This window comes from Streptomyces sp. NPDC020801, assembly GCF_044334385.1.
In the GTDB taxonomy this organism is placed as follows: domain Bacteria; phylum Actinomycetota; class Actinomycetes; order Streptomycetales; family Streptomycetaceae; genus Streptomyces.
This window is the reverse complement of the sequence record NZ_JBIRST010000041.1, coordinates 16,014-36,263: the sequence shown is the minus strand read 5'-3', so window position 1 is coordinate 36,263 and position 20,250 is coordinate 16,014. Positions and strand designations below refer to the sequence as shown.

Annotated in this window: 17 protein-coding genes and 5 pseudogenes; 13 read left to right on the top strand and 9 right to left on the bottom strand. The window is 69.6% G+C overall.

Features of this window, described 5'->3' with window-relative positions; translation table 11 throughout:
- The 9 genes and pseudogenes from ACH4UM_RS40225 to ACH4UM_RS40185 form a co-directional block, all read left to right on the top strand.
- A pseudogene (locus tag ACH4UM_RS40225) lies at window positions 1-1,340 on the top strand (hypothetical protein); the annotation flags it as partial.
- Window positions 1,341-1,684: 344 nt separating this feature from the next.
- The gene (locus ACH4UM_RS40220; protein WP_398191138.1) at window positions 1,685-2,026 is read left to right on the top strand and encodes a transposase; all 342 of its coding nucleotides are present in this window, start codon (window positions 1,685-1,687) and stop codon (window positions 2,024-2,026) included.
- A 185-nt stretch (window positions 2,027-2,211) separates the two neighbouring features.
- Window positions 2,212-2,478 carry a transposase gene (locus ACH4UM_RS40215; protein WP_398191136.1) on the top strand — a complete coding sequence of 89 codons (267 nt, stop codon included), beginning with the start codon at window positions 2,212-2,214 and terminating at the stop codon, window positions 2,476-2,478.
- A gap of 137 nt (window positions 2,479-2,615) precedes the next feature.
- The gene (locus ACH4UM_RS40210; RefSeq protein WP_398191133.1) at window positions 2,616-2,918 is read left to right on the top strand and encodes a trypco2 family protein; all 303 of its coding nucleotides are present in this window, start codon (window positions 2,616-2,618) and stop codon (window positions 2,916-2,918) included.
- Window positions 2,905-5,862 (top strand): trypsin-like peptidase domain-containing protein, encoded by a 2,958-nt coding sequence (locus ACH4UM_RS40205; protein ID WP_398191130.1) that lies wholly within the window; start codon window positions 2,905-2,907, stop codon window positions 5,860-5,862. Before ACH4UM_RS40210 ends, ACH4UM_RS40205 begins: the two co-directional genes overlap by 14 nt.
- Before the next feature lie 244 nt (window positions 5,863-6,106).
- Window positions 6,107-6,271 (top strand): annotated as a pseudogene (locus ACH4UM_RS40200) (cytidine deaminase); the annotation flags it as partial.
- A gap of 645 nt (window positions 6,272-6,916) precedes the next feature.
- On the top strand, window positions 6,917-7,258 hold the full coding sequence (locus ACH4UM_RS40195) for a hypothetical protein (protein WP_398191128.1): 342 nt from the start codon (window positions 6,917-6,919) through the stop codon (window positions 7,256-7,258).
- A gap of 85 nt (window positions 7,259-7,343) precedes the next feature.
- Window positions 7,344-7,616: a VOC family protein gene (locus ACH4UM_RS40190; RefSeq protein WP_398191125.1), complete on the top strand. Its 273-nt coding sequence runs from the start codon at window positions 7,344-7,346 to the stop codon at window positions 7,614-7,616.
- 46 nt (window positions 7,617-7,662) lie between these two features.
- A complete protein-coding gene (locus ACH4UM_RS40185; RefSeq protein ID WP_398191123.1) occupies window positions 7,663-7,881 on the top strand; it encodes a hypothetical protein in 219 nt (72 codons plus the stop codon).
- 707 nt (window positions 7,882-8,588) lie between these two features.
- Here ACH4UM_RS40185 and ACH4UM_RS40180 read toward each other — a convergent pair.
- A pseudogene (locus ACH4UM_RS40180) lies at window positions 8,589-9,110 on the bottom strand (sigma-70 family RNA polymerase sigma factor); the annotation flags it as partial.
- Window positions 9,111-9,120: 10 nt separating this feature from the next.
- Window positions 9,121-10,311: an NAD(P)/FAD-dependent oxidoreductase gene (locus ACH4UM_RS40175; protein ID WP_398191120.1), complete on the bottom strand. Its 1,191-nt coding sequence runs from the start codon at window positions 10,309-10,311 to the stop codon at window positions 9,121-9,123.
- 1,146 nt (window positions 10,312-11,457) lie between these two features.
- Between ACH4UM_RS40175 and ACH4UM_RS40170 the strand changes: the two genes are divergently transcribed.
- The 3 genes from ACH4UM_RS40170 to ACH4UM_RS40160 are packed head-to-tail and all read left to right on the top strand — an operon-like array spanning window position 11,458 to window position 14,784.
- On the top strand, window positions 11,458-12,435 hold the full coding sequence (locus tag ACH4UM_RS40170; RefSeq protein WP_398191117.1) for an ABC transporter ATP-binding protein: 978 nt from the start codon (window positions 11,458-11,460) through the stop codon (window positions 12,433-12,435).
- 7 nt (window positions 12,436-12,442) lie between these two features.
- Window positions 12,443-13,612 (top strand): ABC transporter permease, encoded by a 1,170-nt coding sequence (locus ACH4UM_RS40165; RefSeq protein WP_398191114.1) that lies wholly within the window; start codon window positions 12,443-12,445, stop codon window positions 13,610-13,612.
- Entirely contained in the window at window positions 13,609-14,784 is a 1,176-nt protein-coding gene (locus ACH4UM_RS40160; protein WP_398191111.1) for an ABC transporter permease, read from the top strand. Before ACH4UM_RS40165 ends, ACH4UM_RS40160 begins: the two co-directional genes overlap by 4 nt.
- Before the next feature lie 435 nt (window positions 14,785-15,219).
- On the opposite strand, the gene ACH4UM_RS40155 is transcribed toward ACH4UM_RS40160, so the two are convergent.
- The 5 genes and pseudogenes from ACH4UM_RS40155 to ACH4UM_RS40135 form a co-directional block, all read right to left on the bottom strand.
- Complete coding sequence (locus tag ACH4UM_RS40155) at window positions 15,220-15,735, bottom strand: transposase (protein ID WP_398191144.1); 516 nt, start codon at window positions 15,733-15,735, stop codon at window positions 15,220-15,222.
- A pseudogene (locus ACH4UM_RS40150) lies at window positions 15,712-15,789 on the bottom strand (hypothetical protein); the annotation flags it as partial. The pseudogene ACH4UM_RS40150 and the gene ACH4UM_RS40155, both read right to left, overlap by 24 nt.
- 157 nt (window positions 15,790-15,946) lie before the next feature.
- The gene (locus tag ACH4UM_RS40145) at window positions 15,947-16,804 is read right to left on the bottom strand and encodes a helix-turn-helix domain-containing protein (protein WP_398191108.1); all 858 of its coding nucleotides are present in this window, start codon (window positions 16,802-16,804) and stop codon (window positions 15,947-15,949) included.
- A gap of 150 nt (window positions 16,805-16,954) precedes the next feature.
- Window positions 16,955-17,803 carry an oxidoreductase gene (locus ACH4UM_RS40140; protein ID WP_398191105.1) on the bottom strand — a complete coding sequence of 283 codons (849 nt, stop codon included), beginning with the start codon at window positions 17,801-17,803 and terminating at the stop codon, window positions 16,955-16,957.
- A gap of 188 nt (window positions 17,804-17,991) precedes the next feature.
- Window positions 17,992-18,135 carry an aldehyde dehydrogenase family protein gene (locus tag ACH4UM_RS40135; protein ID WP_398191141.1) on the bottom strand — a complete coding sequence of 48 codons (144 nt, stop codon included), beginning with the start codon at window positions 18,133-18,135 and terminating at the stop codon, window positions 17,992-17,994.
- Here ACH4UM_RS40135 and ACH4UM_RS40130 point away from each other — a divergent pair.
- A pseudogene (locus tag ACH4UM_RS40130) lies at window positions 18,099-18,224 on the top strand (IS5/IS1182 family transposase); the annotation flags it as partial. The gene ACH4UM_RS40135 and the pseudogene ACH4UM_RS40130 sit on opposite strands and share 37 nt — an antisense overlap.
- Before the next feature lie 39 nt (window positions 18,225-18,263).
- Here the strand turns inward: ACH4UM_RS40130 and ACH4UM_RS40125 are convergent.
- Window positions 18,264-18,704: a hypothetical protein gene (locus tag ACH4UM_RS40125; protein ID WP_398191103.1), complete on the bottom strand. Its 441-nt coding sequence runs from the start codon at window positions 18,702-18,704 to the stop codon at window positions 18,264-18,266.
- Between the two features lie 104 nt (window positions 18,705-18,808).
- On the bottom strand, window positions 18,809-20,242 hold the full coding sequence (locus ACH4UM_RS40120; RefSeq protein WP_398191100.1) for an ATP-binding protein: 1,434 nt from the start codon (window positions 20,240-20,242) through the stop codon (window positions 18,809-18,811).
- Window positions 20,243-20,250 lie beyond the last annotated feature (8 nt).

The window sequence follows — 20,250 nt, the reverse complement described above, 5'->3', positions numbered from 1 at the left end:
TCTACCAGGCCCGGCTGCGCTCCCGCTTCGGCCGGGCCTGGCGGCGCAAGGCCCCGGTGGAGTCCCTGATGCCACTGCGCCTGGCCCGCTACGGCATTCGCCTGGCCGAGACGGCCCCGACCGGTCTGGCCGCCGCTGGCATTGATGAGCCGCCCACCCGGTTCACCGACGAACGGATCGCCGTGCCGGCTCAGCGGAAGAGCCTCGAACTCGACACCGCCGTCGCGCAAGTGACGGAGCGTGCACAGCTGAGTGCCGCCGAGCCCCAGCGGACAAGCCAGACGCCTGCCGACCCGGGCCGGTCACACGAGCCAGACGTGGGGGGCCAAGGGAATGCCCGGCACCTTGCCGACGCCTACCAGGCCCGGCTCGCGGCTTTCGGATTCGAGTCCACCAGCGCGCAGTTCGCGCGTTCGCTCCAGGACCCGTACGGCATCGCCACCGCAGCTGGCGGACCACTGTCTGGTGAGCAGCCGGAACGTCTGCCACAGGCCCTCAAGCAGCGCAAGGCGCCGACAGGCATATCCGAAGATGAGTGCGGACCCGAAGACGCCCAAGGGGTGGACGACGGACTGACGTGGGGCGACTACTTCTACAACGCCTGGCTCACGTACGCCCAGGAGCGCGGCTCTTACCCCAATGCGGACACCCTCGCCCAGTACGTCTACCAGCGCGACGGCATCACGGGCGCCACAGGTCATCCGATCACCGCGGCCGAATTGCAGGACTACGTCGCCGAATTCGAGGAGCGCGAGTACGGCATCCGCGGCTCGGAGACAGCCCCGCGTGCCGACGACGAGGCGGAGACCGATCCCAGCGAGCAGCCGGAGGGCGAGCCCCTGCCGGATCGGGGGACTGAGCAGAAGACTGCAGCCGCCGGCGCCCAGTCTGCCGAAGGCCGGCGCAGCCCGAGAACCGACGCCAAGGTCGACGAGCAGCCCCCGCCGCAGAGTCCTGGCGGGGGAGGCGCCCTGACCGTCGTCGACCGGTACTACCTCGCGTGGATGGAGTATCAGGCTCAGCACGGCGGGGAACCTGGTGCCGATGAGCTGTCCGCCTTCCTGGCGGAGAAGGGCATGCTCGGTAGGGGAGGGAAGCCCGTCGCCCCGTCCACGCTGCGCCGGTACCCGCTCCAGTTCCGCCTCTATAACGTTTGGGCGGAGCACCGCGTGCGCAGCGAAGCCTCCTCGGCTGATGCTGTTGCGCAGGACTGCGCAGTCCGCGGGATCAGGGCCCAGTACAACAAGCCGATCACTCCAGCCCAGATCGCCGATCAGACGGAGGACTTCCGGCGGCGCTGGCACGCGCTCACCCGGTATCACGCAGAGGCTCAGCAGTAGGCATCGGCCGGACCGATTACGCATCGGATCCCAGCCGCCCACGGCAGCTACGCAATCAGCAAAGTCCCTGATCAGGTGCCCAATGCGCAGCCGTAGTGATCACTGCGCAGGACCTGCGCACTCCGCAGGCGGCCTGCGCACTAAGCACCTGGGCAGTGCGCATCCCCGACCCGGACCGACCAGGAGGACCCATGCGAGCACTGCGTATCGGCGCTGACATCACCCTCGCTCAACGCCTGACCGGAAGTCGATGCGCACTCCGCGATCCGTGGGTACATCGGAATGACCTTCCCCTCGTGGCGTGGAGGTGTGACTGAAGGGGAAGTTGAGGGTCATGGCGGGGGATGCGACGTTCGTATGACGCGCCGTTCCGTGAGGGCGCGGTACGGATCGTGCTGGAGACGGGAAAGTCGGCCGCGGAGGTCGCGCGGGATCCGGACGTGCATGAGGGCACGGGCCGCAGGCACAGCGCGGCCGGCGGACTGCCTCCGGTCGGCAGCGGGCCCGGCGGGAGCAAGTGCGGTTCGCAGCCGCCGAGTTATTCGCGCAAGAGGTCTGACCGCCGCAGGGCGCGCGGCGGTTGCGGGTCTCTCGGAAGTCCGCGTGTGCCTGGCACGCCCGCTGGCGGGACGGCGGTGTGGAGGCACTGCGGTCCAAGGGGCCGTCCGGGCTTCCGTCGCGGATGAAGCCGAAGTGGCGGGTCTGGCTGGCGGCCGAGCCGGAGAAGGGACCGGCCGCGCCCGGCTGGACCGAGGATTAGCGCTGGACGCTGGCCCCGGGTGGCCACCGTGATCGCCCGGCGCTTCCACGTGCGCTTCAGCCCGGCACAGACCTGGCGCATCCTGCGACGCGACGAGGAGGCCGTGACCACGTGGACCAAGGAGACGTGGCCACGGGTGGAACGGTCTTCCGCCTCCCCACCTACAGCCTGGATCTCAACCCGGCCGAGGGCGTGTGGGCCCACCTGAAGAAGAGCCTGGGCAACCTCGCCCCGCGCAGCATCGATGACTTGGCCGGACTGGTCCGCACTCGCCTCAAACGGCTGCAGTACCGGTCCGACCTGCTCGACGGGTTCATCGCCGAGACAGGACTGATCACGAGGCGGCCACGACGTCACCCGAACCGAAAACCTCAGTAGCAACAGGGCGTCGAATACGTAGTTTTACCGGAAATATCGTCGCCGGTAGCCCTACGGTGATGCTCCTCACAAGCGAGCACGGGCCAGGCCGCTCGCACACGCGACGCCGCTGTGCGGCACGAACGGAGACCACCACCATGTCCGGTACACCACAATGGGCGGAACTCGGCGAGACCATCAGCGCGATCCGCGCCCAATTGCAGCAGGCCCAGGACGAGGCCAGGGGATCAGACGAACTCCTTTTCCGCACGGGGCCGGTGGAGCTCGAGTTCTCCGTCGAAGTGCGCAAGGACGGCGAGGCCAAGGCGAAGATCCTGGTTCTGCCCTGGTCGGGCGAGGCCCGCGGGGCGCTCGCCGCCGGGACGATCCACCGGCTCAAGCTCACGCTACAGCCGGTCGACCGGTACGACCAGGAAGCCAAGATCCATGGTTCACGCTGACCCGGCCTCGCACCACCCGCACGCCCCACGCGTCGTCGAAGTACAGGTGGGCCCCAAACGCGTGGGCAGCGGCTACCTCCTGACGGACCGCCTCGTCCTGACCGCCCACCACGTGATCGCCACGGACGGACCGGTCGTCGTACGGCCCCTGGACATCCGGCGCTCCGCTCCGCTCAAGGCCTCCCGGCTGTGGCCGCTCAGGCCCGTGGAAGACCGGACGCACCCCGAACAGGACGTCGCGCTTCTGCTGACCGAGACCCCCGCCGAGTGGCCCGTCGGCCGGCCGGCCGGCGGCAGTGTGCGCTTCGGGGACGTCGCAGGAGACGACCGCGTGGCGTGTCACGCGCTCGGGTTTCCCGACGCCGAGCGCCGGCCGGACGGCGACCGCGACATGATGAGCCTGCGCGGATACGTCGAACCGACACAAGGAATGCGATTCGGGCTGCTGACCCTCTACGCCGAACTGCTGCTCCACGACGTGAGAGAAAGGCGCTGGGGCGGGATGTCGGGTGGGCCGCTGTTCACCGACGACGGGCTCCTGCTGGGCGTACTGATCGAGGATCGCAATCACTCCCTCAACAGGACTGCCCTGAGGGCGGTTTCCATCAGCAGGATGCTGGACCTGCCGGGCTTCGCGGCCGTGCTCGCCGACCACGGAGTGGCGTCGCGCATCTCTCACAACGAGCTGGAGCGCTACCTGAGGGCCGCAGCCGAGCACGCCGACGACCAGCCGTACGCCGGTGTCGTCGGCGGCAGGAAGCCGCGGCTGCACGAGGTCCATCTGCGCCAGCGGGTGCGCTGTCTCAGAGAGGAGGCGACAGACGCTCCCGGAGGCGGACGGCCGTCGTTGACGTCCCCGGCGGTGCTGCTATCGGCGGACGACGTCCTGGCCGCGGGCCCGGCCTGCCTGGTGCTGGCCGGGCCGGGCGGCGGCAAGTCCAGCCTGTTGCGCACCTGGCTGACCGACGCCGTCGCGCGCCGCACGGCGGGGGATGACGGCGCCCCGGTCCCGGTACTGGTCCCGGCGAAGGCGCTGATGGACCAGAACGGCAAGCTGGCCGGTGACAAGTTGTCGGCCGCTCTGGCACATGCGGCGCACAGCGAAGTCCTGCTGGACATGCGCAAGTTGTTCTCCGGGCGCCCACCGGGCGGCGGTTGCTGGCTCGTCCTGGTCGACGGGCTCGACGAGATCCCCTCGTCCGCAACCCGCATCCGCCTCTTGCGCCATCTCGCCCTGCTCGCCGAGGAGGGCGACGCGGGACCGTACCGCTTCGTCGTGGCCACCCGTCCGCTGCCCGACCGGGAGCTCGACCGACTCGGGGCGCACCTACCCCGTTTCGATCTGTTGCCCTTTGGCCGGGACGAGCTGCCGGAGGTCGCCCGCGGCTGGTTCACGGCCCTGGGCGTCGCGGACCCGGGCGGCACCGCCGAACGCTTCGTCACCGAGGCGCTGGCCCGCGACCCACTGCCCGAGCTCGCCCGCACGCCCCTGATGGCCGGGCTGCTCTGCCAGCTCTACGCCCGAAACCCCGAGGGCATGCTGCCCGGTGGCCGCGGTGAGATCTACGACGACTTCGTCGAGTTGCTCCGGCAGCACCAGGCGGCGGACGACATCTGGGAGGCGGCGCTGGACCTCGCCGGGCACATCGCCGCTCTGCGGCTGGGCGTGCGTGAGAGCCCCCCGCGGCCACGCGAGGAGCCCCTGGACACGTTGCTGAAATCCTGGCCCGGGAAACCACCATCGGGGATGACCCTGAAGGAGACCGTGCTCCGCAGCGGGCTGCTGACCGACCGCGCAGGCGAACTCGAATTCCTCCAGCAGACGTTCCTCGAACACTGCGCGGCACAGTACGCGACCAGGACACCCGACGACTGCGAGCGAGAGACCCAGCGCCTGCTCGGTGACAGGTGGGTCCGGCAGCGGCCGACACGTAAGGTCCACTTCGCCTGGTGGGGACGCCGCTACTGGAACGCCCCGGACGATGAGCAGGCGTCCTACACGGGCTTTCTGCTCGACCGGCTCCTGAACGAGCGGACGAACCCCGCTGCAGCGCAGGTGGGCCGAGAGCTCCAGAAGCTCACCGGGCGTTCGAACCTGCGGGGCTGCTGCTTCCTCGCCGAGCAGAAGCACCTGGGTACGGCCTTGCCGGGAGACGTCGTCGACGCTGCCGCAGACTCCCTGCGCCATACCGCCCGGATCACCGACAGGGATCGGCGGATGGCCTATCTCCGGGCCAATCCCCACGAGTTGCCTGCCGAGGCGCAAGGCGGGATTCCTCCTGAGTTCTACCTCGCGAGAGCGGAGAGAAGTGCCCGGGTCAACGCGGCACAGGCCCTCTGGTGGCTCGGTGACGACCACGCCACCGACATTCTCGCCGAGATCGCCGCAACCCCGTACCTGACCGGGAACGTATGGCGCGCCGACGCCGCCGGCCTGCTCTGCGACGTGGAGGACGACCGCGGCCTGCCTCTGCTCCACACCCTCGCCACCGACAGCTCGAACCCGAACGAGACGCGCATCGAAGCCGCCACGTTGCTCGTGGGCTTCGGCGACGAGCGCGGCGTGCAGCTCCTCGACGACTTCGCCCGTGACACCAAGGGTTTTATGGCGCACGAGCGTGCCGACGCGCTCAAGGCACTCGCCGAATGGGGGCACGAGCGCAGCGCGGATGTACTCGACGGTTTCGCCCGCGACCCGGGCGCGCCGCCCTCCCTCCGCAACTGGGCGGCCCAGATGCTGACCTGCATCGGCGACGCACGCGGACCCGCCCTGCTCGACGACTTCGCGCACCACACGGCGCACAAGAGCCGTCTGCGGCTAATCGCGGCCCGGGTCCTCGCCAAACACGACCCTGAGCGTGGGGCGGTCGTGCTGGCCGAGCTGGCCCAGGACCGCACGATAAGGCGCCGTCACCGCCGGATCGCCGAATCGCTCTCGGGGTGATCCGGGCCGGCTCGCTCAAGGCCGACGCAGCAATGGTTCCAGCTTCGGGCCCACCCGGCCTTCCAAAGCCCGTCAGTGGCGACATCGCCGCAGGTCGAAGGCTCGCGTGCGTCGTCAAGTAAGTGGCATTGGGGTTAGCCGACGTCCGCGGAACCGAGGAGCGCGTCCTACGCCATGCAGGCCCTTCTCCAGATGCGGGCAGCTTCCTCGTATCCCTTCTGGGCGTGCAGGCGCGCCCGAAGGCCGGGGAGTTGTCCCCCCGTGCGGCCGGTGCCGGCAGGTCCTTCTCGACTGCTTTCCCGCCCTCAAGGTCATCGTCGGCGAAGACGACCGCGTCCGAACCGTTCCTGTCACCGACGTGCTGCCCGAAAGCTGTGACTGGGCCGACCACCAGCTCGACGCCGAGTAAACCGCGCCACTCGGCACGAGCTGGCCGGCCGACAACAGGGCGAACGCGTGATGACGAGCGGGGCGCAGCCGCATCCGAGGGCCCCGAGAGTGGAGCGAGGGGACTCCGACTCGGTCGGGTCGGTGCGGGTCGGTGCGGTCATTGGTCGTGTGGGGGCGCAGGCAGTGCGCGGTACTGAACCGTCCGTCCGGACGCCGTGGAGCGGACGGTCGAGGCGTTCACCAACGGCCCGAATAAGTCGACGCCCGAGCAGGCGTAGGAGCTGAACGAGGTGATCCGCACGTACATCTGTGATCACTAAACCGCACAGGCAGCCCCTGTCAGCCTCTGGGCCGGCGGGGGCTTCGTCGTTTTCTACCGGCCCGCTGCCAGCGGATGGGAGGGAACGGCCAATTCCACGACTGGGAACCGGACAAACAACGGAAAGTTCGCGCCACGGATCTTGTGTGGCGCCTGTGAACCCATGAGGGTGGTCGGTGGTGCGACACGCATTCGATTTTTCTTGGGGGAAAAGTGAAGGCACGTTTTGTCGTCCCGCTTCTCGCGGCGGGGGCCCTGCTGGTGCCGGCTGCCACGGCGTCGGCTGCGGCAGCTCCGAGCGGCAGCACGGGAAGGGCCGTCGCGAAGAGCCCTACTGACGTAGCCGTGTGGTGCACGTTCCAGGGTGAGAAACCGTTCCAGGTCACCCATGACGGCCCGCTGTACGCCCAGGGCCATTACACGGGTTGCTCGACTCCGGCGCCCGACAAATGCCGGGCCCAGGTCGATCTTCAGCAGTACGAGTACGGCGGGTACTGGCGCGCGGTGAAGCACAAGGACAGCGGGTGGACGAAGTGCAGCGGGCGCTACACCACTCCGGGGCTCAAGTGCGTGCATGATGGCCACAAGGAGACGTACAACACTCAGGTGACCCTTCAGGTCGAGTACCACGGGCGCTTCAGCGAACCCGGAATCGCGGACTCGCACAACACCGTGATCGACTGCTGAAGTCCGTTCACCCGTAACGGCCTGCCGGATTGATTCGGTAGGCCGTTTTCGGCTTCGGTCGCACAGATGAAAGTGAGACAGCAGCATGCACGTTCATTTTGAAGCCGTAGATCCGGAGAAAATGATCAGGTTCTGGGGCAGTATTCCGGGTTTTGGTGCGTACAGTGTCGGCGAAGCGGAATCTCCGGCTGTGCTACCGGTCGTCACCGTCCTTGCCGGAACGGTCGCCGAGCAGGTTCAGACGCTGATCGCCAAGGGCGCCTCTCTGGTGGAACTCCACGATCCCGTGGAAGCCCTGATGACCGATCCGGAAGGCAACAGGTTTAGGGTGGTGCTCGACCCCGATCTCGAAGCATGACGTTCTCCAGCGTGGATGCGGCCTGGACAACGACATACTCGACCCCGTGATCGTCACCGGCTTCCACGCCAGCCGCACCCACAAGCTCACCCCCGGCGAGAAGACCGCCAACCGCGTCCTCGCCGTCGGACGTGCCCCCGTCGAACACGGCTTCGCCCACCTCAAGAACTGGCGGACCCTGACCAAACTCCGTACCGATCCGGCCCGCGACACCCACCTCCTGCGCGCCCTGCTCGTTCCGACGAACCTCGAAGTCAACCGCTGACAGACGATCTACTCCACAGGCTCCCGGCCCGGCGCCGTGGAAGCCTGGCGTACCTTCACCACGCGGGCGAACGAACTCCGCCCCGGCCAAGAGCGACCGTGGGACGCCGAACGCCAGCCGCTGATCCACGAGTGCACCTGGCGGGAGGTGGCCTGGCTTCCCTGCGGACTGCTGCGCCGTCCCGGGCTCCTGCACACGGTTGCCGTCCCCCAGGTCGTCACCGGTGATGAGGCCCGGCTCGGGGAGTGGTGGATTTTGGAACTGGACCACGACTCTGACACCGCTCTGCGGAGGGTGGAGCTGGTCCAGGCGCTGACCGACCCGGCTCACGGCGTGCCGCTGCAACTGCGCGGACATCGCGAGTTGACCCCCCGGGGGAGGCCTGGGCCTGATCTTGCTGCAGTCACCGCACCGCACCGCCACGCTTCAGCTGCGGTACGACCGGGTCGACCACCCAGTTCGCGATCGCGCCGAGCTGTTCGCAGCCATTCGCCGGCGCATCAGCAAAGTGACGGGTACTGCGCGACGACCCACGGTAACGTCCTGGCGACGCCTTCTAGAGGCAGCCCGCACGGAACGCGACCGGCAAGCACACGCGGGAGGCGACGAGCGCCGGGCCTCAGCCTGCTGAACTCTGCGGCCCAGCTGCCTGGTTGCCGAGCAGCTGGGCAGTGCGAACCGGCGGCGCAACCCGTAGGACGGCTGCCTGCCGACTTCGAGCGCGTGGCGCCGCCGCGGCGCTCGGCGGCGACCCGGATCCGGGCCCGGTGGACATGCTGCTGGCTCGCGGACTCGGTGATGTCGAGGATCCCGGCGATCTCGGCGTGGGGGTACGAGAAGGCCTCGCGCAGGACGTAAGCGGCCCGCTCGACCGGCGAGAGGCGCTCCATGAGGGTCAGTACGGCCAAGGACACCGATTCGCGCTGCTCGAAGGTATCGGCAGGCCCGAGCATCGGGTCGCCCTCGAGGAGTGGCTCGGGCAGCCAGTCTCCGACAGCGCGCTCGTGGCGCGCCTGCGCCGAGCGGAGCCGGTCGAGACAGAGATTCGTGACGACCTTGGTCAGCCACGCTTCCGGCACCTCGATGCGTTCCCGGTCTGCGGCCTGCCAGCGCAGGAACGTGTCTTGCACGGCGTCCTCGGCGTCGGCGGCCGAGCCGAGTAGACGGTACGCGAGCGAGGCCAGCCGGCCCCGGCTGGCCTCGAATCGATCGATGGCTGCGCTGTCCATGCGGAGGAGCCTATGCGGCGACCTTCACACCGGCCCGGTCTGGCGCGGTGGCCAGGCGGCGCTTGCGCTTCGGCATGCCGAAGGTCGGGTGGGCGATGCCCCACCCCGCCGCTTTGAGCACGCCCGACTTGAGCCGCGCGGCGGTCCGGCCGCCCAGGTACCAGGACTTCGACCGGGCGTCCCCGTCCACCATCTGGAAGATCGCGTCCCGCTGCCCGAGGCTGATGTGGTTGCCGTGGTACTTCAGCCCGGTGGTCGGGACCTCGCTTCCCGTCAAGCGCGCGATGATCGCGGCGGTCGCCTGCATGTTGGTGTAGCCGGCCGAGGCACAGGACATCGGCAGCGGTCGGCCGTTCTCGCCGATCGCGTAGGCGCAGTCACCGGCGGCGTAGACGTCCGGGTGCGATACCGAGCGCATGGTTCGGTCGACGACGATCTGGCCGGTCTCGGCGACCTCCAGGCCGCTGGCGGCCGCGATGGGGTGTACGGCGAACCCGGCCGACCACACGGTGACATCGGCCGGGATGGACGTACCGTCGGCGGCGATCGCCCGTGTCGGCTCGACGGCTTCGATGCCGGTGTGCTCGTGGACGGTGATGCCGAGCCGGTCGAAGGCCTGGCGCAGGTGACGGCGGGCCTTCGGGGAGAGCCAGGCGCCCAGCTCGCCGCGGGCGGCGAGCGCGACCCAGAGGTCGGGCCGGGACTCGGCGAACTCGGTTGCGGTCTCGATGCCGGTCAGCCCTTCACCGACGACCAGCACGGTGCCGCCCTCGCCCAGATCGGCCAGGCGCTCGCGCAGACGCAGTGCCGAGGACCGGCCGGTCACATCGAAGGCGTACTCGGCCACGCCGGGCACGCCATGGTGGGCCACGGAGCTGCCGAGCGCGTAGAGAAGGGTGTCGTATGTGAGCTCGCCGTCGCTGTCCTCGCCGGTCACGGCGACTGTCCTGCGCTCGGGGTCGACGCCGGTGACGCGTGCCAGGCGCAGCCGCACCCCTGTGCCCGCGAATGCGTCGGCGAGCTTGCGGAACGCGAGGTCCTGGCCGATCGCGAGTTGGTGGAGCCGCATCCGCTCAACGAAGTCGGGTACGGCGTTGACGACGGTGATCTCGGTGTCGGCGGGGGAGAGGCGGCGGGCCAGGCTTCCGGCGGCGAAGGCCCCGGCGTATCCGGCGCCGAGTACGACGATGCGGTGCTTCATGGCGTTGCTCCTGTCTCGTTCGCGTGCCCCTTGAACGAGACGGCGCCCCCATTGCTGACAGGAGCCGTGTGTGACGCGGGTCACCGAACCAAGACGAGCGGCTGAGCCTCCTACAGGCGCTTGGGCCTGTCCTGGTACTCCAGTTTCGGTTCGCTGTCGTCGCTGCTCAGGAGCCTGTTTCCGAATGTGGCGAGCTGATGGCCCGTCATGTGGGCGGAGTTTGTGACCGGCGGTACGTCGCTTGTAGTGGCAGCGTCTGGCAGTCGCCTGGTGACGACGGCGCCAGCGGGACCATCTCAGTGCCTGCGCGTTTATGGGTCCATGGGCACGATCGGCGGCGAGTCCGCGTGGCGCTGTCAAGAAGAAGTCAGCGATTGCGCTGACGATTGGTGATCCCGAGTACGGCCAATACCGGAACAGCGAAACCAGTTGCTGTTGCAGCGCCTGCGCGCCCATGGTCCGATCAAGGCTCCGCCGAAGGTGAGAGACGCTGCGACGATGGCAACAGTTCGCCGGTCGGGCCCTCTTGCGCACCGTGGACCGCGCCCGCTTGCCGGGGCCCGCGAAGCAGCGGTGCAGCGCCGCCGACGTTACGTCGAGGGGTGCCGGTCGGCCGAGCTTTCGGGCCCGGCGCGGCCTGGCGAGCGCGCGGGACTGCGCCGCCTCGAAGCTGATCCGCGTGGTTCCTTCGTCGTCGGCGACGTACACCACTGGCTCGCCGTCCAGGATCACGCCGGGCGGCAGGCTCATGGCGGCCACGGCCAGGTCCATCCAGAGCGCGGTGACATCGCGGCCGGTACGGGACTGCAGCCGGAACACCGTCCGCGGTCCGCCACAGCACGGTCCGGTGGCCGTCGACCTTCATCTCGTAGGCCCAGGGGCCCGTCGGCAGCTGCGTCACGGGGCGGGCCATGTGGGCGACCCGCTCGCCTGCCCCTGCGGGCTCCACACCGTGCTGCGCCTGCACTTCGCCCAGGAAGAAGAGAACTGCTTCTCACTCGCCCCGTGAGCCGCCATGCGCGCCGGATCCGGACGACGCACTGGGCCGGTTGGCCGTGCGCCGGGACCGGGCGGTCCCTGTTACGGGCACGGAGGCAGTACGAGGCTCAGGGTGAAGACCCTGGCGACGACGGTCGAGGTGATGTCATGAGCGATTCGGCGGGGCAGCCGGGCATCGGGCGGGTGGTACTCGACTGCACACACCTGGTCCGGCGATTCGGCGACCGCACCGCCGTCGACGACGTCAGCCTGAGCATCGCGCCCGGTGAGACGTACGGCCTGCTGGGGCCGAACGGCGCCGGGAAGACCACCACGATCAGAATGATCTGCGGGCTGCTGCGAGCCGACGCGGGGCACGTGTACGTGGCCGGACGGCCGGTGACCACGGCCGCGGGACCGGCCAAAGGGCTCATCGGCTTCGTCCCGCAGGACGTGGCGCTCTACCCCGACCTCAGTGTCCGCGAGAACCTCCGCTTCTTCGGACGGCTCTACCGGCTGCCGCGCCGCCGCCTGGAACACCGGGTGGACGAAGTGCTGGACCTCATAGACCTGCGCGGCCGGGCCGGCGACCGCGTCGACTCGCTCTCCGGCGGCATGCGGCGTCGCCTCAACATCGGTGCCGGACTGGTTCATTCACCGACACTGCTGATACTGGACGAGCCGACGGTCGGGGTCGATCCGCAGAGCCGGCACGCGATCCTCGAAAGCGTCACCCGGTTCGGCGAAGCAGGCATGGCCATCCTCTACACCACCCACTACATGGAGGAGGCCGAAAGGCTGTGCAACCGCGTGGGCATCATCGACCGCGGCCGCCTCGTCGCCGAAGGCACGCCCCGGGAGCTGGTGGCCCTGGTGGCCGAGCACGACCGGGTGCGGCTGACGGCCGCCGGCGATCTGACCGCCTTCTCGGCGGCCTGCCGCAGGCTCACCCGGGTCGAGAACGCGGCCCGTACCGGTGAACGCGGGGACATGGTCGAAGTGGTCGTCAAGGACGCCCGCAGTCTGCTGCCCGACCTGCTCGGCCTCGCCCGCGCGCAGGGCGTCGACGTCCGCAGCGTCCAGATCGACGAACCCGACCTGGAAGCGGTCTTCCTGCACCTGACCGGCACCGCGCTGAGGGAGTGAGCCCGTCATGCGCGTCGTACTGACCATCGCGGCCAAGGACTTGAGGCAACGCGTGCGCGACCGGTCGGCCTGGGTGCTCGTGTTCCTGGCACCCGTGCTGATCTCCGCCCTGATGGCCCTGGCGTTCAACAACAACAGCGAGTTCCGCGCCGACATCGGCCTCGTGGACCTGGACCGGGGCCCGGCCGCCGCCGGTCTCACCCAGGTACTGAAGAGTCCCGAGCTCAAGGACACCGTCCAGGTGCGGACCTACCCCGACGAGGCCGTGGCCCGGCGGGCGGTGGACGCGGCCCACGTGCACGCCGCGATCGTCGTGCCCAAGGGCTTCACGGCGGCTCTGCGCGGTGGCAGCACCGCGCCGGTCACCGTCCTCGACAGCGTCGACTACATGCTCCAGGCGCAGCTCGCGCGCGCTGTCGCCCAGTCGTACGTCGCCCAGGTCAACGCCGACCGGCTGTCCGTCGCCACGGCCGTCGCCACGGGAGTTCCGCGCCGGAACATACCGGAACTCGCCGCGCAAGCGGCCCTGTTGCAGCTGCCCGAGCAGGTCCGGGCCCAAGGGCTCGGCGACGACCAGTTGAAGGTCATCAGCTACTTCGGGCCCAGCATGGGCATGTTCTTCGTGCTGTTCACCGTCGGGTTCGGAGCGCGCGGCTACTTCATCGAACAGCAGCAGGGCACCCTGGACCGGATCGCGGCTGCACCGGTCGGGCGGGGTGCGCTGCTGCTGGGCAAATCACTGTCGACGTTCGTCTACAGCCTGGCCGGCCTCGCCACGGTCACGGTCGTCTCCTGGCTCGCCTTCGGTGCCCGCTGGGCGGATCCACTCGGGGTCGTCGCCCTCGGCACCGGCATGGCGGTGGCCGTGGTGTGTCTGACGGCCCTGGTCATCGCGCTGGCCCGGACCGAGCGCCAGGCCGAGGGGCTCGCGTCGATCGTGGTGTTCGCGCTCGTCCTGCTCGGAGGCAACTTCGTGTTCGCGTCCGGTACCACGCCGCTGATCCGCCGCCTCGCTCTGTTCACACCCAACGGCTGGGCCCTGCGTGGATTCACCGACCTGGGCACCGGGGTGCGGGGCTGGGACGCCTTCGGCGCTCCGTTGCTCGGCATCGCCGCCTTCTCCGCGGCTGTGGCGGCGGTGACTGCCCTGCTCCTGCGGCTGAGGAGGACGACATGACCGCGTTCGCCCTGACCCGGGCCACACTCACCGGTGTGCTGCGCGACCGGACGGCGCTGTTCTTCATGGTGCTGCTGCCCGTCGCGATCATCGTTGTCATCGGGGCCACGGTCAACGGCTTCGACCAGTTCCGGGTGGGGCTCGTCACGGACGCCCAAGCGGGTCCCTTGGCACGCGAGTTGGTGACGGATCTGCAGGGTGCGTCCGGTCTGCGCACCCGTACGTACGACGCCGCGGCCGACGCGCGCGCCGCTCTGCGCCGCGCCGAACTGGACGCGGTCGTGGTGGTGCCGACAGGCCTCGACAAGAACATCCGGTCCGGGCATTCCGTCACGGTCCGCGTGTTGGTGGAGCCCTCCGGCAATTCCGGGCATGCGGCCGTGTCCTCGGTGTCGGCCGTCGTCGCCGACCATGCGGCACACCTGCAGGCCGCCCTCTTCGCCGCCGACCGAGCGGGCGGAACGTTCGACAGCAGCCTGGCGGTCGCCCGGCGCGCCGAACGGGCCGCCTCGCCCATCTCCGTACACACCGAGACGGTCAACGGCCACAGCGGCTACCTGCCGCTGGGCTACAGCTACAGCACCCCGACCATGCTGGTGCTGTTCGTGTTCATCAACGCCGTCGCGGGCGGTGCGGCCATCGTGCAGACACGCAGAACCGGGGTTTACGCCCGTGCACTCGCGGCGCCGGTCTCCACCCGCACCCTGGTGTTCGGCGAGACGATCGCCTACCTGCTGCTGGCCCTGCTGCAGTCCCTGCTGATCGTAGGCATCGGGGCGCTGGCCTTCGACGTCGGCTGGGGCGATCCGCTCGCCGCCGGTGTCCTCGTCACCGTCTGGGCACTGGTCGGCACCGGGGCAGGTGTGCTCGCCGGCGCCCTGTTCCGGACGCCGGAACAGGTGCACGCGGTCGGTCCGGCGCTCGGCATCGGGCTCGGCATGCTCGGCGGTTGCATGTGGCCCCTGGCCCTCGTACCCGACTGGTTGCGCACTGCGGGCCACGCCGTGCCACATGCCTGGGCCGTCGACGCCTGGACTACGCTCCTGTCCAGGAACGGCGACCTGACCGCGATCCTGAAGGACCTCGTCGTCCTCGCGCTCTTCGCGACGGCGCTCATCGGCGCCGCGGCCCTGGCCTTGCGCCGCCGCCTGACCACCGACGCTGGGGTATGACGCGCCGTCAATACCACGGGCACCCGGCGCCCTGACGACGCGCCCTGACTGCGTCGAGATGGCGCGAACCGGCCGTCCTTGCAGGAAGTGCTGCAACGGTGCTTGTGCGCCACACCCCGAGCTGGCTCAGTAGGGTCGTGTGATGTCGTGGTCGTGGGGGATGCCCCTATGCGTTAGGTCAAGGTCGTGGGTCAGGATGGCGGCATGACGACCTGGTTCCACACCTACTACGAGGACGAAGATCTGCATTCAGTGCCGATCGGCGGCTGGTGGCCGCGCCAGACGCCGGCTCATCCGCGTGACCATCGACCACCGGATCATCGCCTCGCTGGAAGCAGGGAGAGTTTCGTAATCCCGGTCCAGGCGGTGGGAGTTCATCAGCAAGGCGAACGTGCGCCCTGCCATCCAACATCTGGGGAGCACCACGCACCCGGGTCATGTCGTCGGTGCGCTTGACGATCTGCAGGGTCGGAGCGAGTTTGTCCCGGCACCAGTCGACGAGGCCGCCGGTGTAGCCGCCGTCGGCCCAGACGAGGATGATGTCGCGGTGCGGGCGGCGCAGCCGCCCCAGCAGGCCCGCCCCAGCAGGCCCGCCCCAGCAGGCCCGCCCCAGCAGGCCCGCCCCAGCAGGCCCGCCGCGGCGTCCCGGTCACCGATGTTCGCGGCGGTGACCGCGACGACGAGGAGCAGGCCGAGGCAGTCGGTGACGATGTGCCGCTTACGCCCAGGCACCTTCTTCCCGCCGTCGTAGCCGCGTGAGGCGGCCGGCCCCGTCGCGGCGGCCCGCACCGGCTGCGCGTCGATGACCCCTTCCGTGGGTTCGGCCTCACGGCCCTCGCGTTCACGGACCCTCCCGCACAGCCGGTCGTGGAACTCGGAGATCAGCCCGTGCTCGCGCCACCGGCGGAAAAAGGCGTAGACCCGGCCCCAGGCCGGGAAGTCCGCGGGCATGGCCCGCCAGGAGATCCCGCCCGCGGCCAGGTAACGGTTCGCGTCCAGCATCTGGCGGTGGCAATAGGCTTCGGGCTGCCCGCCCCTGCCCGCAAGCCAGGCCGGAACCGGTAAAAAACGGCCGGATGGCCGCCCACTCCGCGTCCGTCATGTCCGACGGATACCGGCGCACCAGGTCCGGATGATCGGCCGCGCTACCTGGGGCAAGGGGTCATGTCTGGGGGGCGGGCCGCTCGGTGGTGGCCCAGCCCGCCAGGAACGTCAGGGCCTGGGCCGAGCGGGAGTGCGGTTCGGCCGTGTAGGCGATCAGAGTCTGATCCGCCGCGCCGCGCGCATCCAGTACCTGGAAGTCGAGGCTGAGTTCTCCGGCGGTGGGATGGATGAACTCCTTGCGGCCGTAGCGCTGGGCGCGGACGTGGTAGTCGGACCACCAGCGGCGGAAGTCGGCGTCCTTCATGGACAGTTCTCCGACGAGGCGGGCGAGTTCGGGATCGTCCGGATAGCGGCCGGCGTCCATTCTGAGGTAGGCGACGCATTCCTTTGCGACCTTTTCCCACTGCGCGTACATTCCGCGGACATCGGGGTCGAGGAAGGCCAGCCGTATGTGGTTGCGCCGCTCGGGCGCCAGCTTGCCGAAGTCGGTGATCAAAGCGGCGCCCAGACTGTTCCACGCGAGGACGTCCATCCGTCGGCCCAGCACGAGGGCGGGAACCCCCGTCATGCTGTCCAGCAGCAGCTGGGTGGCGGGGGCCATACGCTCTCTGCGGGGCACCGCCGAGCGCGCTCTCGATGCGGAAGAGCCCGTGTCCGCCGCGCACCGCAGCAAGTACTCCTCCTCGTCGGGGCGCAGGTTCAGGGCACTGGCGAGCGCGGTGAGGACCTCGGTGGAGGCGGACTTCGCCCTGCCTTGTTCGAGGCGGACGATGTAGTCCACGCTGACACCCGCCAGTGCGGCGAGCTCCTCGCGTCGCAGTCCCGGTACCCGGCGGTGGCCGGAGCTCGGCATGCCGACCTGTTCGGCGGTGAGCCGGGCACGGCAGGCACGCAGGTACTCGCCCAGTTCCGTCATGATGAGAGCCCTTCTTCATCTTCGAGCTTACGGGCGGGCCCGGGCCCGGTTCGGCTGAGGCCTTCCCGTCGGTCTTCGCGGAGGGCCTGGCGGGTGCCCATCGCGGAAGCGCCGGGGCAGTGTGTGCTCCGGACCAGGCGGGCCGGAGGATCAGACCGTGGCCACCGCGTCGTCGTGGTCGGTGGACAGGGCCAGGTGCCTCCAGGTCGCGGCCTCCTCGCGGAGCTGTGCGATCTTCCGGTCCAGCTCGGCCGCGCAGTCGCTGCCGAGCTGGGCGCGCAGCGGCGGGGTGTCCGCGTCGGCCAGCGTGAGGATGGCTGCGGCGCCCTTGGCGGGGTCTCCGGGCTGGGCGTGGTTGAGGCCGGGGACCGCTTCGCGCACGGCGCCGGCGGTCCGCGCGTAGTCGGTGATGACCTTGGCCTCGGTGTGCAGGCTGCTGGCGTCGAGGAAGTCGGTGCGGAAGTAGCCGGGCTCGACGATCGTGACATGGATGCCCAGCGGAGCCAGTTCCTGGCGCATCGCCTCGGAGATCCCCTCGACGGCGAACTTGGTGGAGCAGTAGATACCGAAGCCCGCGGAGCTGGTGAAGCCTCCCAGTGAGCTGAGGTTGAGAACGCGGCCCGAGCCCTGGCGGCGCATCGTCGGCAGTACCGCACGGGTGACGTTGAGGAGGCCGAAGACGTTCGTGTCGTAGACCGCGCGGACCGCGGTGTCCGACGACTCCTCGATGGCGCCCAGCAGGCCGCGTCCGGCGTTGTTGACCAGGATGTCAATCGTCCCGAACCGCTTCACCGCCGCCGCGGCAGCGGCGCGGGCCTGCGACTCGTCGGTGACGTCCAGGGCGAGGGCGAGCAGCTGGTCCCCGTACTGCGGCAACGTCTTCTCGACCGTCTCGGGGTTGCGGGCGGTTGCCACGACGTCGTCTCCGCGTTCCAGTGCCCGGCGGGCGATCTCCAGGCCGAATCCGCGGGCTGCGCCGGTGATGAACCACGTGGTCATGCTGACTCCTGATGGGAAGTGGAACGCTCTGTCCCGAGAGACTCGTGTGTGGGGCTTCTTCATGCTCTGCCGGGCGCGGACGGCCATCCAGGGAAAGTTCTCCATAGGAAGAGCCGTCCGCCCCTGCCTGGGCAGGCGGCGGTCCGTGGCGGTGGGGCCCGGGACCGCGGCACCGGTGATCGGGGGGCTCAGCCACCGCGGACGACCTTGGTCTCCAGGTACTCCGTCATGCCCTCGGGACCGGATTCGCGGCCGTTGCCGGACTCCTTGTAGCCACCCCAGAGGGCCGACCGGTCTCGCTCTGCCGTTCGGGATCTCGCCCGCGACCGTATGCAGGGTGATCCAACGGCTCGGCCCGCTGCTGGCCCTGGAGCCGGACCGGGCACCGGCCGAGGCGGTCGAGCGGTTATGGATCGCGGACGTGCATCAGCGCCACCCCGGCAGGTAGGGCCCGGCCGACCTACCCTTTGAGGAACTGCGAGCAGCGGTAGGGGCCCGTGGGCCTTCCGGCCCCGTTCAAAGTCACCTGCACATCGTCCGGAGGGATCTCCGGGTGCAGCACGGACTGCGCACGGGCGAGGGTGCACACCAGCTGCCCGTTGAGGAGGTCATCGCGCCGACTGTCGGCTGCCGTGGCCTGCGGGGAACTCGCCGTCACCCGCGCCCCGTCGGCGGTGACGTCGAACGAGATGCCGCTGATGAGGCTGGTGAGGCCGCGGTTCTGCTCGGCCTCGGTGGGCCCCGCTAGCAGGAACTTCAGTACATCGCCGAGCTCGTCGATCTTCACGCCGGGCCGCGAGACCCCTTCGAGGCGTCCCGCGCTGGAGACGAAGTAGATCCGCAGTCCCTTGGTGAGGCCGGTGGCAGGATCGCCCGCCCCGATCACCCCGGTGGGTTGCACTCCGCATCCGGCCAGCGTCAGGGCCAGTGCCGCCAGCGCACCAGCGGTGCTCCGTCTCGTACGCTCGCTTGTCGTCCGGGAAGCCGGCCGGTTGCCCATTCGGCTCATTCGTCATGTCCTCCGGCGCGTTGCAGGGGGAGCCGCAGCGTGAAGACGGCCCCGCCGCCCGGCCTGTTGGCGGCCTCGACCGTGCCTCCGTGCAGGCGGGCGTTCTCCAGCGCGATGGCGGTCCCGAGGCCGCTGCCCTCCGAGCGCGTACGGGCCGAATCCGCCTTGTAGAAGCGGTCGAAGACATGCGCGAGCGCCTCCAGGGGCAGCCCGGGGCCCCGGTCCGCGACCTCGATCGACACACTGTCCCTGTCCGCCGCGAGCACCACCGTCACCGGTGGTTGCCCGTGCCGCAGTGCGTTGCCGACCAGATTGGCGATCACCACGTCAATACGTCGGCGGTCCACCAACACCTTTGGCAATTTGCTCAGTTGTACGTCGACCGCGTCTGACCAGCCTCGCAGCGCCAGCGCCGTGTGGATCGCCTCGCCGAGGTCGGTCTCGGCCAGGTTCAGGCGGGCCGCGTTGGAGTCGAAGCGGGACATCTCCATCAGGTCGTCCACGAGCCGGGACAGCTTTGCGGTCTCCGCGCTGACGGTGCGGGCGGCGTGCACCGCGTCCGTCGGTAGTTTCTCCGCTTCCTCGTCGAGGACGGTCGCCACCATGGTCATCGCGGCGAGGGGGGTGCGCAGTTCGTGGGAGACATCGGCGACGAAGCGCTTCGCCCGCGCCTCCTGGTCCCGCAGTTCCGCCACGGAGGACTGCAGTTCGGCGGCCGTGTTGTTGAAGTCCCGGGCCAAGTTGGCGAGTTCGTCGCGTCCCTTCACCGTGACCCGGATCGACAGGTCCCCCTCGGCGAGCTTGCGGGTGGCCCGTCCGAGGTTGCGTACCGGACGCAATACGGTGCGGGCGGCGAGCAGTGCGAGGACGGAGGAGAGCAGCACCACCGGGACGATCCCGCCACGTACCGCGGACAGCAGAGCCGCCGTGTCGTCCTGCTCGGGACGGAGCGAGGTGACCGCGAAGACCTCAAGCCCCGAGGCCCTGCCGCTGTCGGCGAAGGTGACGGGGGTGCCCACGACCAGATAAGGGGTGCCCTGGTACTCGACCCGCTGGAAGCTCATCGTGCTCCTGGTACGGACCGCCTCCCGCATCTCCGGGGTGATCCGGGCCCGGCCGGCGGCCCCGCCGGAGGTAGCCTCCAGATCCCTGTAGCGGGCGACGACGAGGGCCCCGTCGAGCCCCGCGGAGACGCGTTCCGCGAAGTCAGTGAGACTCCGCTCGGTCGGTGGCAGGTCGAAGTCGGGGGCAACGGCACCGATCCGGTCGTGGATCTTCTTCTGGAAGGAATCCTGGGCAAGTTTCAGCACGGCTGTCCGTGCCTCGCGGTAGGCGAGCGCCGTTGCGCTCATGGCGCCGATCAGCGCCACAAGGACGAAGGTGGCGACCAGTCGGGTTCGCAGTCCGCCGCGCCACCAGGGCCAGGACACGGGAGGCC